Source organism: Roseococcus sp. (assembly GCF_965227005.1).
Taxonomy (GTDB): domain Bacteria; phylum Pseudomonadota; class Alphaproteobacteria; order Acetobacterales; family Acetobacteraceae; genus Roseococcus.
The window spans coordinates 31,495-47,494 of the sequence record NZ_CBDDFJ010000008.1; the positions used below are offsets into that span (position 1 = coordinate 31,495).

At 67.9% G+C, this 16,000-nt stretch carries 12 protein-coding genes and 1 tRNA gene; 9 read left to right on the top strand and 4 right to left on the bottom strand.

Annotated elements, in window-relative coordinates; translation table 11 throughout:
* The first annotated feature begins 16 nt into the window (after positions 1 to 16).
* The 3 genes from lptB to hpf all read left to right on the top strand — a co-directional run bounded on the left by lptB (position 17) and on the right by hpf (position 3,102).
* Positions 17 to 778: an LPS export ABC transporter ATP-binding protein gene (gene lptB / locus ACO057_RS03685; protein ID WP_421989131.1), complete on the top strand. Its 762-nt coding sequence runs from the start codon at positions 17 to 19 to the stop codon at positions 776 to 778.
* Between the two features lie 66 nt (positions 779 to 844).
* On the top strand, positions 845 to 2,302 hold the full coding sequence (gene rpoN / locus ACO057_RS03690) for an RNA polymerase factor sigma-54 (protein WP_421989001.1): 1,458 nt from the start codon (positions 845 to 847) through the stop codon (positions 2,300 to 2,302).
* Positions 2,303 to 2,508: 206 nt separating this feature from the next.
* Positions 2,509 to 3,102, top strand: coding sequence for a ribosome hibernation-promoting factor, HPF/YfiA family (gene hpf, locus ACO057_RS03695; RefSeq protein ID WP_421989002.1), 594 nt, complete (start codon positions 2,509 to 2,511; stop codon positions 3,100 to 3,102).
* A gap of 47 nt (positions 3,103 to 3,149) precedes the next feature.
* Here the strand turns inward: hpf and ACO057_RS03700 are convergent, their stop codons facing one another.
* The gene (locus ACO057_RS03700; protein WP_421989003.1) at positions 3,150 to 3,788 is read right to left on the bottom strand and encodes a ribonuclease D; all 639 of its coding nucleotides are present in this window, start codon (positions 3,786 to 3,788) and stop codon (positions 3,150 to 3,152) included.
* Between the two features lie 32 nt (positions 3,789 to 3,820).
* Positions 3,821 to 3,906, bottom strand: a tRNA-Leu gene (locus ACO057_RS03705).
* Between the two features lie 131 nt (positions 3,907 to 4,037).
* Here ACO057_RS03705 and ACO057_RS03710 point away from each other — a divergent pair.
* From ACO057_RS03710 to ACO057_RS03725, 4 genes are all read left to right on the top strand, one after another.
* Positions 4,038 to 4,970 carry a complex I NDUFA9 subunit family protein gene (locus ACO057_RS03710; protein WP_421989004.1) on the top strand — a complete coding sequence of 311 codons (933 nt, stop codon included), beginning with the start codon at positions 4,038 to 4,040 and terminating at the stop codon, positions 4,968 to 4,970.
* Positions 4,971 to 5,155: 185 nt separating this feature from the next.
* Entirely contained in the window at positions 5,156 to 6,592 is a 1,437-nt protein-coding gene (locus ACO057_RS03715; RefSeq protein ID WP_421989005.1) for an NAD(P)-dependent oxidoreductase, read from the top strand.
* A gap of 5 nt (positions 6,593 to 6,597) precedes the next feature.
* The gene (gltB, locus tag ACO057_RS03720) at positions 6,598 to 11,121 is read left to right on the top strand and encodes a glutamate synthase large subunit (protein WP_421989006.1); all 4,524 of its coding nucleotides are present in this window, start codon (positions 6,598 to 6,600) and stop codon (positions 11,119 to 11,121) included.
* A gap of 35 nt (positions 11,122 to 11,156) precedes the next feature.
* Positions 11,157 to 11,606, top strand: a complete 450-nt coding sequence (locus tag ACO057_RS03725; protein ID WP_421989007.1) for a GNAT family N-acetyltransferase — start codon at positions 11,157 to 11,159, stop codon at positions 11,604 to 11,606.
* 113 nt (positions 11,607 to 11,719) lie between these two features.
* On the opposite strand, the gene ACO057_RS03730 is transcribed toward ACO057_RS03725, so the two are convergent.
* Complete coding sequence (locus ACO057_RS03730) at positions 11,720 to 12,406, bottom strand: hypothetical protein (protein WP_421989008.1); 687 nt, start codon at positions 12,404 to 12,406, stop codon at positions 11,720 to 11,722.
* A gap of 141 nt (positions 12,407 to 12,547) precedes the next feature.
* Between ACO057_RS03730 and ACO057_RS03735 the strand changes: the two genes are divergently transcribed.
* Complete coding sequence (locus ACO057_RS03735) at positions 12,548 to 13,216, top strand: glutathione S-transferase family protein (RefSeq protein WP_421989132.1); 669 nt, start codon at positions 12,548 to 12,550, stop codon at positions 13,214 to 13,216.
* 83 nt (positions 13,217 to 13,299) lie between these two features.
* Positions 13,300 to 14,268 carry a lysylphosphatidylglycerol synthase domain-containing protein gene (locus tag ACO057_RS03740; RefSeq protein ID WP_421989009.1) on the top strand — a complete coding sequence of 323 codons (969 nt, stop codon included), beginning with the start codon at positions 13,300 to 13,302 and terminating at the stop codon, positions 14,266 to 14,268.
* A gap of 7 nt (positions 14,269 to 14,275) precedes the next feature.
* On the opposite strand, the gene ACO057_RS03745 is transcribed toward ACO057_RS03740, so the two are convergent.
* The gene (locus ACO057_RS03745) at positions 14,276 to 15,910 is read right to left on the bottom strand and encodes an NAD(P)/FAD-dependent oxidoreductase (protein ID WP_421989010.1); all 1,635 of its coding nucleotides are present in this window, start codon (positions 15,908 to 15,910) and stop codon (positions 14,276 to 14,278) included.
* Positions 15,911 to 16,000 lie beyond the last annotated feature (90 nt).

The window sequence follows — 16,000 nt, forward strand, 5'->3', positions numbered from 1 at the left end:
CAAGCCGGGCCCCACGGTGATCGGCTTCAAGCCGGAGCTCACGGCGCTCGATGGCACGGGCGGGCTCGTCGCGACGGGCCTGGGCAAGCGCTACAAGAAGCGGCCGGTGGTGCGGAACGTCTCGATCTCGCTGAAGCGGGGCGAGGCGGTGGGTCTGCTCGGGCCCAACGGCGCGGGCAAGACCACGACTTTCTACATGATCACCGGCCTCGTGCAGCCCGACGAGGGCACGGTCACGATGGACGGCTCGGACGTCACGCGCCTGCCCATGTACCGCCGCGCGCGCCTCGGCCTGGGCTATCTGCCGCAGGAAGCCTCGATCTTCCGGGGCCTTTCGGTGGAGGAGAATATCCGTGCCGCGCTCGAGGTGGTGGAGCCCAAGCGCGACCGGCGCGAGCAGATGCTCGACAGCCTGCTGGCGGAATTCGGCATCGCCCATCTGCGCCGCGCGCCCGCGCTGGCGCTCTCAGGCGGCGAGCGGCGGCGCTGCGAGATCGCGCGCGCTCTGGCGACGCACCCCTCCTATATCCTGCTGGACGAGCCGCTGGCCGGCATCGATCCCATCGCCGTCTCCGAGATCCGCGATCTCGTGAAGCATCTGAAGAATCGCGGCATCGGCGTGCTCATCACGGATCACAATGTCCGCGAGACGCTGGAGATCATCGACCGGGCCTATATCATGCACGACGGCCAGGTGCTGATGGAGGGCCTGCCGCACGAGATCGTGGCGCATGAGGGCGTGCGCCGCGTCTATCTCGGCGAGAAGTTCAGCCTTTGACGGCAATGATGCGCGGAGCGGCCCCCACCCTTCGTTCATCGTCTCGCGCCATCCTGGACGGCTAGCATGGCCATCGGTCCTCGCCTCGACCTGCGGCAATCGCAATCGCTGGTGATGACGCCGCAGCTGCGGCAGGCGATCAAGCTGTTGCAGTCCTCCAACATGGAGGTCATCGCCTTCGTCGAGGAGGAGCTGGAGCGCAATCCGCTCCTGGAGCGCGACGAGACTCGCACCGTCGTCGCCGAACCGGCCGCACCCCTGCAGGACGCGGCCTCCGCCGTCGCGGCCGGGACCATGGCGGTTGGCGATTCCTCGGCCCTCGACGTCGATTATTCCAATGTGGTCGATGAGGGCGAGGCCTATACGCCCAGCATGGGCGCGGGCGGGCGCGCCGATTTCAGCGACGACCTCAGCGGCATCGACGAGATGGCGGGGCAGGGGCCCAGCCTGCGCGAACGCCTGGCCGAGCAGATCCGCCTCAATTTCGACGATGCGCGCGACCGGCTGATCGGCTCGGCGCTGCTGGCCATGCTGGAGCCCTCGGGCCGGCTCACGCTGGACGCGCGCGCGCTCGCCGAGAGGCTCGGCTGCGAGGTCGACGTCGTTGAGGCCGTGCGCCGCGCCATGCAGCGCTTCGAGCCGACCGGCATGTTCTGCGCGGATCTGCGCGAGTGCCTGGCCGTCCAGCTCCAGGAGGCGGGCCGCTGCGACCCCTTCATGGAACGACTGCTCGACCATCTGCCGATGCTGGGCCGGCGGGACTATCGCGGCCTCATGGAGGTCTGCGGCGTCGATCACGAGGATCTGACGGAGATGATCGCCGAGCTGAAGCGGCTTGACCCCAAGCCCGGCGCGGGCGGGGACGAGCCGCCGCTCACCGCGATTCAGCCCGACGTGCTCATGCGGCCCACGCCCGACGGCAATTGGGTGCTGGAGCTCAATCCCGACACGCTGCCGCGCGTGCTGGTCAATCGCGGCTTTGCCGCGCGCGCCGTCGTCAGCCTGCGCGATCGCGAGCAGAAGAGCTTCCTCGCCGAGCAGCTGCAAAGCGCCAACTGGCTGGTGAAGAGCCTGGAGCAGCGGGCCAACACCATCCTGAAGGTGGCGTCGGAAATCGTGCGTCGGCAGGACGGTTTTTTCCGCCACGGCGTCGCCTTCCTGCGCCCGCTTATCCTGCGCGACGTCGCCGAGGCGGTGGAGATGCACGAGAGCACCGTCAGCCGCGTCACCGCGAACAAGTACATGGCCACGCCGCGCGGCATGCTGGAGCTGAAATACTTCTTCACCACGGCCATCCAGGGCACCGCCGGCGGCGAGAGCGTCAGCGCTGAGGCCGTTCGCCACCGGATCCGCGGGATGGTGCAGGCCGAGACCGCCGATTCGGTCCTTTCGGACGACGCGATCGTCTTGCGATTGCGTGAAGAAGGTGTGGACATCGCCCGGCGGACGGTGGCCAAATATCGGGAAGCGATGCGCATCCCGTCCTCGGTGCAGCGCAAGCGCGATAAGGCTGTCACGGCCTGAAGGGCATCTCCCCGCGGCCGGCTGGCGGCTGGCCAAGGGACGCCGTGACCAATGTCGGAACTCCCGGGATTTTTCGGACAGTGCAGGCAGCCGATGCTGTTGATGGCGGTTGAATCAATGGGTTGGTCGGTTTCGCTGATACGGACTCGCCTGAACGACCCGAGTCTCCGACGGATGGAGACGGCCTCTCGAAAGGGAAAGACCAGATGCAAATCACTGTCGCCGGCAAGCAGCTCGCCACCAGCGATGCCCTGCGGTCCCACGTTGAAACCGGCCTTGGCACCATCACCGGGAAGTACTTCGACCATGCGCTCGAAGCGAGGGTCACTTTCCGCAAGGACGCCAAGGGCGGCAAGGACGGACACTTCGCCTGTGACATCAATCTGCATGCCGGACGCGGCCTCACCATGCGCGGCGAGGGCCAGGGGACGGATGCGATGCGCGCCTTCGACGTCGCGGCGGAGCATGTCGGCAAACGACTCCGGCGATACCGCCGCAGGGTGAATGAACACGCGCGCAGCCTCGCGCCGATCCGCGAGGGCGAGGTGCTGCGCGAATACGTGCTGCCGATGGAGGAGGAGGGCGACGACGCGCCCGAGGTGAACGGCGCCGAGCATCCGGCCGTGGTGGCGGAGCCGCTGGGCGAGCTGCATCAGCTGACGGTGGGCGAGGCGACCATGCGGCTGGATCTGTCGGGGAGCACCGTCGTGGTGTTCCGCAACAGCGGAAGCGGCGCGATCAACGTGGTCTATCGCCGGCTGGACGGCCATGTCGGCTGGATCGACCCTCCCACCGCCTGATCAGGAAGGCGCCAGGGACCGCGAGGGGGCGGTGCCCCCTCGCGGTCTCAATGGGCGAAGATATCCGGATCCGAATAACCCATCAGGTCCAGCTTTCCTCGCGCGGGCAGGAAGCGGAAACACTCCTCCGCCAGCTCCAGCCGGCCTTCGCGCTTCAGCAGCGCCTCCAGCCGGGCCCAGAGCGCATGCAGGTGCAGCACGTCGCTGGCGGCATAGGCGCATTGGTCGGTGGAGAGCTCCGGCGCGCCCCAGTCGCTGGTCTGCTGCTGCTTGCTGATGTCGACCCCCAGCAGGTCGCGGCATAGATCCTTCAGCCCGTGACGGTCCGTATAGGTCCGCACCAGCTTGGAGGCGATCTTCGTGCAGCGCACCGGCGCCACCGTCGCGCCGATTCCCTGCTGAAGTGCCGCCACATCGAATCGGGCATAGTGGAACAGCTTCACCACCCCCGCATCTTCCATGAGCGCTTTGAGGTTGGGCGAGGGGCCGCGTCCGGGGAAAATCTGCACGAGATGGGCCACGCCATCGCCCGAAGAAATCTGCACGAGGCAAAGACGGTCGCGCCGCGGATCGAGGCCCATGGTCTCGGTATCGACGGCGATCACCGGGCCGAAGTTGAGATCGGGCGGAAGATCCTGGATGTGAAGATGAATCGCACCGGAAGGTGTGAAGAGTGTCTTCGCCATATTGTGGGACCTCGGCGCTATGAACAGTACAGTGGTGCCCAGGAGAGGACTCGAACCTCCACGACCTTGCGGTCACTGGCACCTGAAGCCAGCGCGTCTACCATTCCACCACCTGGGCAATCTGTAGGGGCGAAGTGAGGGGGAATTAGCCTTGGGGGCGGGGGCCGTCAACCGGGGGTGCTGACTTTTCTGACGCTTGGCGTCCGCAGCGGGCACACGTATGGAATTCGAGGACGGAGGAGTTTCGTGATGCGCAAGGTGGCGACTGTTTTTGGCGGCTCGGGCTTCATTGGGCGGCACGTGGTCCAGCGCCTGGCGCGCGAGGATTACGTGGTGCGCGTGGCCACGAAGGATCCGATGGGCGCGCAGGGCATGCACACGATGGGCCGCGTCGGTCAGATCGCGGGCCTCGCCGCCGATGTGACGGATGAGGCGGCGGTGGCCCGCGCCATCGAGGGCGCCTCCATCGTGGTGAACACGGTGGGCATCCTTCACGGCAATTTCGCCGCGATCCAGGCGCAGGCGCCGGGCCGCATCGGGCGGATTGCCGCCGCATCCGGCGTGGATCGGGTGGTGCATATCTCGGCCCTCGGCGCCGACGCCGCGAGTCCGAGCCTCTATGCCCGCAGCAAGGCCGAGGGCGAGGCGGAGCTGCTGGCGACCTTCCCCAGGGCGACGATCCTGCGGCCCTCCATCGTCTTCGGCGAGGGTGATCGCTTCTTCAACCGCTTCGCCCAGATGGCGATGGTGCTGCCCTTCATGCCCGTGATCCACGGCGATACGAAGTTCCAGCCGGTCTATGTGGGCGACGTGGCGCAGGCGATCATGGCCGCGTTGGCCGATCCGGCCACCGAAGGGAAGACCTATGAACTGGGCGGCCCCAGGGTCTGGACCTTCCGCGAGCTGATGGCCTTCGTGGTGAAGGAGACCGGGCGGAACCGCAGGCTGGTCAATATCCCCGCCGGGCTCGCCGCCATTCAGGCGGCCATTTGCGGGCTCCTGCCCAATCCGCCTCTGACGCGCGATCAGCTGCTGCTTCTCTCGCGCGACAATGTGGTCGCCTCCGGGGCGGCAACCCTGGCCGATCTCGGCATTTCGCCCTCCGCGGTAGAGGCGCTGGTGCCGCCCTATCTGTCGCGGTTCCAGGTGGGCGGGGCGCGGCGCGTGCGTCCGGCAATGTGAAGGTCCGTATCGGTCTTTAAATTCAGCTTCTACGTGAAGATCGATGTGAATCTGCGAAATGTTCGCAACAACTAAGTCATCTATGCTGTCCTAATGGAGATTTTCCTCTGGCGTTGCCGTTTTGGCTTCGCTAAAGGTGCTGCGCCGCAATGGATTGCGGTGGGTCATCCAGTTGGGAATGCACAATGGCTGAGCGTATGTTGCAATTCGTCCGTCTCCAGCAGCAGACGCCGCAAAAGCGAGCAGCTTCGACGCGTCGCGAGGACTTTGCGGAAATCTACGATCGCTTCGAGCCGGAAAAGGCCTCCGCTCAGGCCAGCCGGTGCAGCCAGTGCGGCGTGCCCTTCTGCCAGGTGCATTGCCCCCTGCAGAATAACATCCCCGATTGGCTGAAGCTCACCGCCGAGGGGCGCCTCGAAGAGGCCTATGAGGTCGCCGCGGCCACCAACACCTTCCCCGAGATCTGCGGCCGCGTCTGCCCGCAGGACCGGCTCTGCGAAGGCAATTGCGTCATCGAGAAGGGCTTCGAGAGCGTCACCATCGGCTCCGTCGAGCGCTATATCGTCGACAACGCCTTCGAGCAGGGCTGGGTGAAGCCGCCGACCCCGACGCGCGAGCGCCCCGAGAGCGTGGGTATCATCGGCGCCGGCCCCGCCGGCCTCGCCGCGGCCGAGCGCCTGCGCGTCCGCGGCTTCCAGGTCCATGTCTATGACCGCTACGACCGCGTCGGCGGGCTGATGATCTACGGCATCCCCAACTTCAAGCTGGAGAAGGAGATCGTCCTCCGCCGCTGGAAGCAGTACGAGGCGGGCGGCATCCACTTCCACATGAACGTCGCCATCGGCCGCGACGTGACGCTGGCCGAGCTGCGCGAGAGGCACGACGCCGTCTTCATCGCGACCGGCGTCTACAAGGCCCGCGACATCGCGCTGCCCGGCGCGGAGCTCGGCGGCGTGGTGCCGGCGCTGGACTATCTCACCGCCTCCAACCGCAAGGGCCTGGGCGACGCCGTGCCGGAATTCGACTCCGGCATGCTGGACGCGGCCGAGCGCGACGTCGTGGTCATCGGCGGCGGCGACACGGCCATGGATTGCGTGCGCACCGCCGTCCGCCAGGGTGCGAAGTCGGTCACCTGCCTCTACCGCCGCGACAAGGCCAATATGCCCGGCTCGATGCGCGAGGTGCACAACGCCGAGGAGGAGGGCGTGCGCTTCCTCTGGCTCTCCGCGCCCGAGGCCTTCCTCGGCGGCGAGGACGTCACCGGCGTGCGCGCCGTCAAGATGCATCTGGGTCTGCCCGACGCCACCGGCCGCCAGCAGGTCGCGTCCATCGAGGGCAGCCATTTCGTCGCGCCCGCGAGCTTGGTCATCAAGGCGCTGGGCTTTGACCCCGAGAACATTCCGCTGGCCTTCGAGGAGCCGGGCCTGCCCGTCTCGCGCTGGGGCACGCTGAAGGTGAACCATCGCACCATGATGACCGACCTCCCCGGCGTCTTCGCCGGCGGCGACATCGTGCGCGGCGCCTCGCTCGTCGTCTGGGGAATCCGCGACGGGCGCGACGCGGCCGAACAGATCGAAGCTTACATCAAGGCCAAGGCCGAAATCCCCCAGGCGGCGGAGTGATCGACATGGAAAGCGGCAAGCAATTCGTCGAGGCCTATGAGGCCAATAAGGCGCTGCTCGACAATGCGGGCATCGACACGACCGAGCATGACGCCTGCGGCGTCGGCCTCGTCGCGGCGCTGGACGGCAAGCCCTCGCGCGCCGTCGTGGAGGCGGGCATCGACGCGCTCAAGGCCGTCTGGCATCGCGGCGCGGTGGACGCCGACGGCAAGACCGGCGACGGCGCGGGCATCAACCTCGAGATCCCGCAGGACTTCTTCGCCCAGGCCGTGCGCGACGGCGGCGACAAGGTGAAGCCCGGCCGCATCGCGGTCGGTCAGGTCTTCCTGCCCAAGACCGATTTCGGCGCGCAGGAGCGCTGCCGCCAGATCGTCGAGACCGAGATCCTGGCCGGCGGCTACGGCATCTATGGCTGGCGCCAGGTGCCCATCAACGTCGAATGCATCGGCGAGAAGGCCAATGCGACCCGTCCCGAGATCGAGCAGATCCTGATCTACGATCCGGAGCAGCGCGACGCGGAGACCATGGAGCGCGACCTCTATGTCATCCGCCGGCGGATCGAGAAGGAGGCCATCGCGGCCCAGATTCCCGAGCTCTACCTCTGCTCGCTCTCCTCGCGGAACATCGTCTACAAGGGCATGTTCCTCGCCGAGGCGCTGACCGAATTCTACCCCGACCTGCTGGACGAGCGCTTCGTCTCGCGCTTCGCGATCTTCCACCAGCGCTACAGCACCAACACCTTCCCGACCTGGCGCCTGGCACAGCCCTTCCGGATGATTGCGCATAACGGCGAGATCAACACGCTCTCGGGCAATGTGAACTGGATGAAGGCGCACGAGACGCGCCTGTCCCATCCGATGCTCGACGCGCAGCTGGACGAGATCAAGCCCGTCATCCAGGCCGGCGGCAGCGACACGGCGAGCCTCGACAACGTTTTCGAGCTGCTGGTGCGCGGCGGGCGCGATGCGCCCATGGCCAAGGCGATGCTGATCCCGGAATCGCTGACCAGCAACGCGACCATGTCGCCCGCGCATCACGACCTCTTCCTCTACTGCAACGCGGTGATGGAGCCCTGGGACGGTCCGGCCGGCCTTTGCGCCACCGATGGCCGCTGGGTGGTCGCGGGCCTCGATCGCAACGGCCTTCGCCCGCTGCGCTACACCGTGACGCGTTCAGGCCTGCTCTTCGTCGGCTCGGAGACGGGCATGGTGAAGATCGCCGAGGATGCGGTCACCGCGAAGGGCCGCGTCGGGCCCGGTCAGTGCATCGGCGTCGATCTCGACGAGGGGCGCCTGTATCTCGACGACGAGCTCAAGGACACGCTGGCCGCCCGCAAGCCCTTCGGCGACTGGGTGCGGCGCACGACGCGGATCGACGACATCGTGAAGTCGCGCGCCGTCGAGCAGGAGTGGCTGACGGGCGAGGCGCTGCGCCGCGCGCAGCTCGCCATGGGCTACACGCTCGAGGAGCTGGAGACGATTCTCCACCCGATGGTGGAGGACGCGCAGGAAGCCATCGGCAGCATGGGCGACGACACGCCGCTCGCCGTGCTGTCCAGCCAGTACCGCGCGCTGCACCACTATTTCCGCCAGAGCTTCAGCCAGGTCACCAACCCGCCGATCGACAGCCTGCGCGAGACGCGGGTGATGTCGCTGAAGACGCGCCTCGGCAATCTCGGCAATATCCTCGACGAGGATCCGACCCAGTGCGACATGCTGATGCTGGACAGCCCCGTGCTCTCCAGCGCGGAGTTCGCCGCGATGCGCAGCTACATGGGCTCCAGCGTCTGCGAGGTGGACTGCACCTTCGCCGCCGCCGAGGGCGAGGCGGGCCTTCGCAGCGCCCTGGCCCGCATCCGCCGCGAGGCCGAGGACGGCGTGCGCAGCGGCTGCCAGCACGTCATCCTGACCGATGAATCGCTCGATCGCGACCGCTGCGACATTCCCATGATCCTGGCCGTCGCCGCCGTGCACACGCATCTGGTGAAGACCTCGCTGCGGACCTTCACGAGCCTGAACGTGCGCTGCGCCGAATGCCTCGACGTGCATTACTTCGCCGTGCTGATCGGCGCGGGCGCGACCTCGATCAACGCCTATCTCGCAGAGCATTCGATCGCCGATCGTCATCGCCATGGCCTGTTCGGCGAGATGACGCTGGCCGAGGCGATCGGCCGCTTCAAGAAGGCGGTGGACAAGGGGCTTCTGAAGGTGATGTCCAAGATGGGCATCTCCGTCATCTCCTCCTATCGCGGCGGCATGAACTTCGAGGCCATCGGGCTCTCCCGCGCGCTGGTGGCGGAGTTCTTCCCCGGCATCGCCTCGCGCATCTCCGGCATCGGCCTCGCCGGTCTGTCGCGGCGCATCCTTGCGCTGCATTCGCGCGCCTTCAACACCGATGTGATGACGCTGCCCATCGGCGGCCTCTACAAGCTGCGCCAGAAGGGCGAGGCGCACGCCTTCGGCGGTACGCTCATCCACACGCTGCAGAAGGCGGTGGACACCGACAGCTACCAGACCTTCAAGCGCTACAGCGAGGCCGTGCGCAAGCAGCCTCCCGTCGCGCTGCGCGACCTGCTCGACTTCCGCATGGACCATGTGAAGCCGATCCCGCTCGAGGAGGTCGAGAGCATCACCGAGATCCGCAAGCGCCTGCTCGCGCCCGGCATCTCGCTCGGCGCGCTCAGCCCCGAGGCGCATGAGACGCTCTCCATCGCGATGAACCGCATCGGCGCGCGCAGTGACAGCGGCGAGGGCGGCGAGGACCCCGCGCGCGCCAAGCCGCGGCCCAATGGCGACAACGCCAATTCGGCCATCAAGCAGATCGCCTCGGGCCGCTTCGGCGTCACCGCGGAGTATCTGAACAACTGCCGCGAGATCGAGATCAAGGTGGCCCAGGGTGCGAAGCCCGGCGAGGGCGGGCAGCTGCCCGGCTTCAAGGTCACCGCGCTCATCGCGAAGCTGCGGCACTCCACGCCGGGCGTGATGCTGATCTCGCCGCCGCCGCATCACGACATCTATTCGATCGAGGATCTGGCGCAGCTCATCTACGACCTGAAGCAGATCAACCCCGAGGCCTCGGTCTGCGTGAAGCTCGTCGCGCGCTCGGGCATCGGCACGATCGCCGCGGGCGTCGCCAAGGCCAAGGCCGATGCGATCCTGATCTCGGGTCACTCGGGCGGCACGGGCGCCTCGCCAGTGAGCTCGATCAAGTATGTCGGCCTGCCCTGGGAGATGGGGCTGACCGAGACGCACCAGGTGCTGCTGCTCAACCGCCTGCGCCACAGCGTGAAGCTGCGCACGGATGGCGGGCTCAAGACCGGGCGCGACATCGTGATCGCGGCCATGCTCGGCGCCGAGGAATTCGGCATCGGCACGGCCTCGCTGGTGGCCATGGGCTGCATCATGGTGCGCCAGTGCCACAGCAACACCTGCCCCGTGGGGGTCTGCACGCAGGACGAGGCACTCCGGGAAAAATTCACGGGCTCGCCGGAGAAGGTCATCACCCTCTTCAGCTTCGTGGCGGAGGAGGTGCGCGAGATCCTGGCCTCGCTCGGCTATCGCAAGATCGAGGAGATCATCGGGCGGACCGAGCTGCTGAAGCAGGTCAGCCGCGGCGCGGACGACCTCGACGACCTCGATCTCAACCCGCTGTTGGTGAAGGCCGATGCCGGCCCGCACAAGCCCTATTGGACGGGCACGGGCCGCAACGAGGTGCCGGAGACGCTGGATGCGGACATGATCCGTGACGCCGCGCCGCTCTTCGACCGGGGCGAGAAGATCCAGCTCGCCTACAACATCCGCAACACGCATCGCGCGATCGGCACCAAGGTGTCGTCCAAGATCGTGCGGCAATACGGGATGAGCGGGCTGCAGGAAGGCCATCTCACGGTGCGGCTGCGCGGCAGCGCGGGGCAGTCGCTGGGCGCCTTCGGCGTGAAGGGCCTCAAGCTCGAGGTCTATGGCGACAGTAACGACTATGTGGGCAAGGGGCTTTCGGGCGCCACCATCGTGGTGCGTCCCGCGCCGTCCTCGGGGCTGGTGTGGAACGAGAACTCCATCATCGGCAACACCTGCCTCTATGGCGCGACGTCGGGCGCGCTCTTCGCGGCGGGCCGGGCGGGCGAGCGCTTCGCGGTGCGCAATTCGGGCGCGATCACCGTGGTCGAGGGCGTGGGCACCAATGCCTGCGAGTACATGACCGGCGGCACGGTGGTGATCCTGGGCGAGGTCGGCGACAATTTCGGCGCCGGCTTCACCGGGGGCGCGGCCTTCGTGCACGATCCGAACCAGACCTTCGAATGCCGCATCAATCCGGAATCGCTGCAGTGGCAGCGGCTGGGCTCGGCCTTCTGGGAGGGCGAGCTGCGCCGGCTGCTGGAGCGGCATGTCGCCGAGACGGCGAGCCGCCACGCGGCGCGGATCCTGAACGATTGGGGGACGGAGCGGGATGCCTTCTGGCATGTCGTGCCCAAGGACTACGCGAAGTACCTCGAACAGCCGATGACGGAGGTCGCCGCGGCGGCGGAGTAGCCGATGGGGGCCTCGCCCCCCGGCAGGCCTCGGCGGTGACCTTGCGCCATGGCCTGGAAATACGCGCGGCCACGGCGGCCGACGCTCCGGACCTGGTCGCTTTGCTGGCCGGGGCCGGGCAGGTTGTCGATGCCCGCGATCTGGGGGAGCGGCTTGCCGCGCTGCGTCTGGGGGCCGCCAAGGCGCTGCTCGCCGTGCAGTGGGGGCCGCCGAGCGGGCTTCTCGTGATGCATTGGTATCCGGATCTGGCCATGGCCAAGCCCGTCGCGCAGATCACGATGCTGGTGGTCGGCGAGGAGCACCGCCGGCAGGGTATCGGCCGGATGCTGCTCAAGAGCGCTGCGCAATCCGCGCGGATGGCGGGCTGCGGCCATATCGAGATCGTGACCGCATCCGAAGCGTCCTCGCTGCACGCCTTCTGCCGGGCCACGGGCTTCGCCGAGGCTGGACCGCGCTTCGTGCGGTCCCTGCGCAAGCAGGCCTAAGCCTTCTCCGTTCGCAAGGGCTCACTGCGCAGGCTCTAGCCATTTGTTTTTACGGGCATCTTTATCCGGCCAGACGATTCCGTCTGGCCGGATAATGCTCTAGGAGCGCTGGGCTAACCCACGAAGGCCCCGCTCTCGCCGTGATAGGGAAAGGCCCCCAAACCCCGGCTCGCATAGAATCCCCGGCAGGCCGCCGCCCCGTCGAGGAACTCGGCCTCTCCATCGGCGATGCCCGCGAAGGCGTCGTCCGATTTCACCCCGCGATTGTCCTTCGACACCCAATCGTCCTGGCAGCCGTGCTGGATCTTCGTCACTAGGGTGCGGTTCATCCGCTGCAGGATTTCCGTGGCCTGGCTGCCGTAGCCGCCGCGCTTGCCGCCGTTCTGCGCCGTCACGCGCACGCGCTGGAAGGCGCCGTGCCACTTCTGCCAGATGCCCATCAGGTCGTAATCCGACACGTAGAGCGCGGCATCGATGATCGGCTCGCCGTCGCGGAACATCGGCGCGCCCTGGGCGTTGCGGCGGAGCTTGTGGACCGAGACGACGCCCGAATCGCCGGTCTTCTTCGACACCGCGCCGATCTTGCCCGGCAGCAATCCTTGCCAGGCATAGGCGCTGGCCTTGGGGCAGCGCACGACGACGCAGAATCCCGGCGCGCTCGCCGTGAAGCCGCGGATCGCCGCGACATCCGCCGGCAGCATGCCCGCCTGCCGGCCGAGACGGATATCCGCCTCGGAAACGCCGCCGGACCGCGCTTCGTTGTCGCGTGCGGCGGCCATGATCTCGCCCAAGGTCATCATCGTGCCATGTCTCCCCGCCCGATGACGGGAAGCTAAACAAGCCTGCGGGAGCATGGAACTGACGCAACTGTCACGTGTGTCTCAGGCCAGAGTTCCGCCCGATGGCTTCCAGGAATCGCATGCGGATGGCATATGACCCCCGTGCGTATCCTCTATCATCTGCCGCTTTCGCCTTTCTGCCGGAAGGTTCGCCTCGCCCTTGCCGAAAAGCGCATTCCCTTCGAATTGCGCGTCGAGAAGGTGTGGGAGCGGCGTCCCGAATTCGTGGATATGAATCCGGCCGGCACCGTGCCCGTGCTGGTGGAGGAGAACGGCCTCGTTCTCTGCGAGAGCTATGCCATCTGCGAATATCTGGACGAGGCCTATCCGGATGTTCCGCTCTTCGGCCGCACCTTGGCCGAGCGCGCGGAAGTCCGCCGGCTGCTCGCCTGGTTCGACAATCATTTCGGCCAGCAGGTGTACCGCAACCTGCTGTGGGAGCGGCACATGAAGCGCCAGCTCGGCCAGGGCAATCCGGACGGCGCGGCGATCCGTGCGGGCTATGCCCATCTCAAGACGCATATGGAGGTGATCGGCTGGCTGGCCGAGCGGCGGTGCTGGCTGGCCGGCGCGCATCTCAGCCTCGCGGATTTCGCGGCGGCCGCGCATCTCTCGGCGCTGGATTATGTGAACGACATCGACTGGACGCTGAACGCCGCGGCGCGCGACTGGTACAGCCGCGTGAAGTCGCGCCCCTCCTTCCGCACGCTGCTGGCCGACCGGGTGACCGGCCTGGAACCGCCGCCGCATTACGCGGACCTGGATTTCTGACAACATCCGGACGCTCTATAGGGGGCGTCCAGACAACACGCCGGGACATCGCGATTTCCGAGGATCCTCAAAATGCGCCGCCCGTGCAGCGCGGGCTGCGCAATGGGCTGATCCTGGGTGGCTTGGCGCTGATCGGCATCGTGGCGCTCAACGCGCGCGACCTGGCGGGGCTGGGCACCGTGCTCGCGGCCTTCCCCCTGGCGCTGGCGGCCTCGCTGGCCTCGCATCTGCCGCAGCTGCTCTTCACGGGACTTGCGTGGCTGGCGCTGCTGCCGGCCCCGCAGCGGCCGCGCATCCGGCGCATCCTTCTCCTGCGCTGGTATCGCGAGGCCTGCGATTCCCTGGTGCCGGCGGGCGCGGTGGTGGGGCAGGCGGCGGTGACGCGGCTGATGATCCGCGACGGCATGCCTGCGGACCTCGCGGCCGGGACGGCGACGCTGGGGATCACGCTCGAGGCTGTGTCGCAGATGCTCTTCACGCTGCTCGGCCTGGCCACCTTCCTGGCGCTCGGCCATGCGACGGAGGCGACGGGATTCTGGATCGGGGCAGGGGTCGCGGCCGTCACGGCGGTGGCGCTGGTGGCGCTGCAGCGGCCCTGGGCCCTGGGATTGCTGCGCCGGGTGCTGGAGCGGCTGTCGCGGCGCTGGCCGAGGCTTGAGCCCGTCTGGCTGGACCGGTTCCAGGAATCGCTCCTGCGGCTGCACGAGGACCGCAAGGCGCTGGTGCTCTCGACGCTGTCGCATCTGGGTTCCTGGATGATGGGGGCGGTGGAGATGTTCCTCCTCCTCAACATCACGGGCTTCCCGGTGACCTTCGCCGAGGCGCTGGTGATCGAGAGCTTCGCCCAGGTGATCCGCAGCGCAGGCTTCCTGCTGCCCGGCGCGGCGCTGGTGCAGGAAGGGGCGATCGTGGCGGCGGGCGCGCTGATCGGCGTACCGCCAGGGATCGCGCTGAACGCGGCGCTGATCCGCCGCACGCGCGAGATCCTGGTCGGGCTGTCGGGCCTTGGCGCCTGGCGTCGCGACGAGGCGCGCGGGCGCCGGACCACGTAACCTCCCCTCAGTAGATAGGTGTCTCGGAATGCCGCCCGCTGCTGCGCACCGGGCCGCCATCGGTCATGGCCAGCGCCACGGCCTCGGCCACGCGGATGCCATCCACGGCCGCCGAGAGAATTCCTCCCGCATAGCCCGCGCCCTCGCCGGCGGGGAACAGCCCCGCCACGCTGAGGCTCTGGCAGTCCTCGCCGCGCTCGATCCGCACGGGCGAAGAGGTGCGCGTCTCCACGCCGGTCATCACCGCGTCGCCCAGCGAGAAGCCGGGGATATCGCGGTCGAAGGCGGGCAGGGCCTCGCGGATGGCGGCGACCGCGAAATCGGGCAGGCAGGTCGAGAGGTCGGTGGGCGTCACGCCCGGGCGGTAGGAGGGTGCGACCTCGCCGAGATGCGTGGAAGCCCGGCCTGCGAGGAAATCGCCCACGCGCTGGGCCGGGGCGGCATAGGTGCTGCCGCCGGCCAGGAAGGCGCGCTCCTCCCAGTGACGCTGGAACGCGATGCCCGCCAGGGGCCCGCCCGGATAGTCCTCGGGCGTGATGCCGACGACGATGCCGGCATTGGCATTGCGCTCGTTGCGCGAATACTGGCTCATCCCGTTGGTGACGAGGCGGCCTTCCTCGGAGGCGGCGGCCACCACCGTCCCGCCGGGGCACATGCAGAAGGAATAGACCGAGCGTCCGTTCTTCGCGTGATGCACCAGGCGGTAATCCGCGGCCCCCAGCATCGGATGGCCCGCATGGGGGCCGAAGCGCTGCGCGTCGATCAGCGATTGCGGATGCTCGATGCGCACGCCGATGGAGAAGGGCTTGGCGGTCATGGCCACGCCCTGGGCATGCAGCATCTCGAAGGTGTCGCGCGCGGAATGGCCGATGGCCAGAACCACATGCCGCGTGGCGATTCGCTCGCCCGTCTGCAGGACGACGCCTGAGACGCGGCGCGCCTCGTCGATCTCCAGCCCGTCCACGCGATGGCCGAAGCGGTATTCGCCGCCCAGCCCCTCGATGGTGTCGCGCATGGCTTCGACCATCTGCACGAGGCGGAAGGTGCCGATATGCGGCTTGCTGACGTAGAGGATCTCCTCCGGCGCGCCGGCCTTCACGAACTCCTCCAGCACCTTGCGGCCGAAGAAGAAGGGGTCGCGGATCTGCGAATGCAGCTTGCCGTCGGAGAAGGTGCCCGCGCCGCCCTCGCCGAACTGGACGTTGCTCTCGGGGTGCAGGATGCCGCGCCGCCAGAGGTCCCAGGTGTCCTTGGTGCGCTCACGCACCTGCTTGCCGCGGTCAAGGATGATCGGCCGGAAGCCCGACTGCGCCAGGATCAGCCCGGCGAAGAGCCCGCAGGGGCCGGTGCCCACCACGACCGGGCGCTCCTCCAGCCCCTCCGGCGCGGCGGCGACGAATCGGTAGCGCATGTCCGGCGCCTGCCGCATCGCCGGCCCGCCGCGCGCCAGCAGGGCGGCCTCGTCGTCCACTTCCACGTCGAGGGTATAGGACAGGATGATGCGCCGGGGGTTCCGCGCGTCATAGCCGCGCCGGACGACGGTGAAGCCCAGCGCGGGAGCGCCGAGCCGCTCGGTCAGCGCCGCTTGCAGCGCTTCCGGCGGGTGATCGAGCGGCAGGCGGATTTCATGGAGACGTAGCATGGGCGTTCACTCGTCCCGCGCCATGCTCCGCGTCAAGAGACGCCATGCATTTCCCCCTCTCCCAAGGCGTCGCGACCTTTGCTAGGAGGC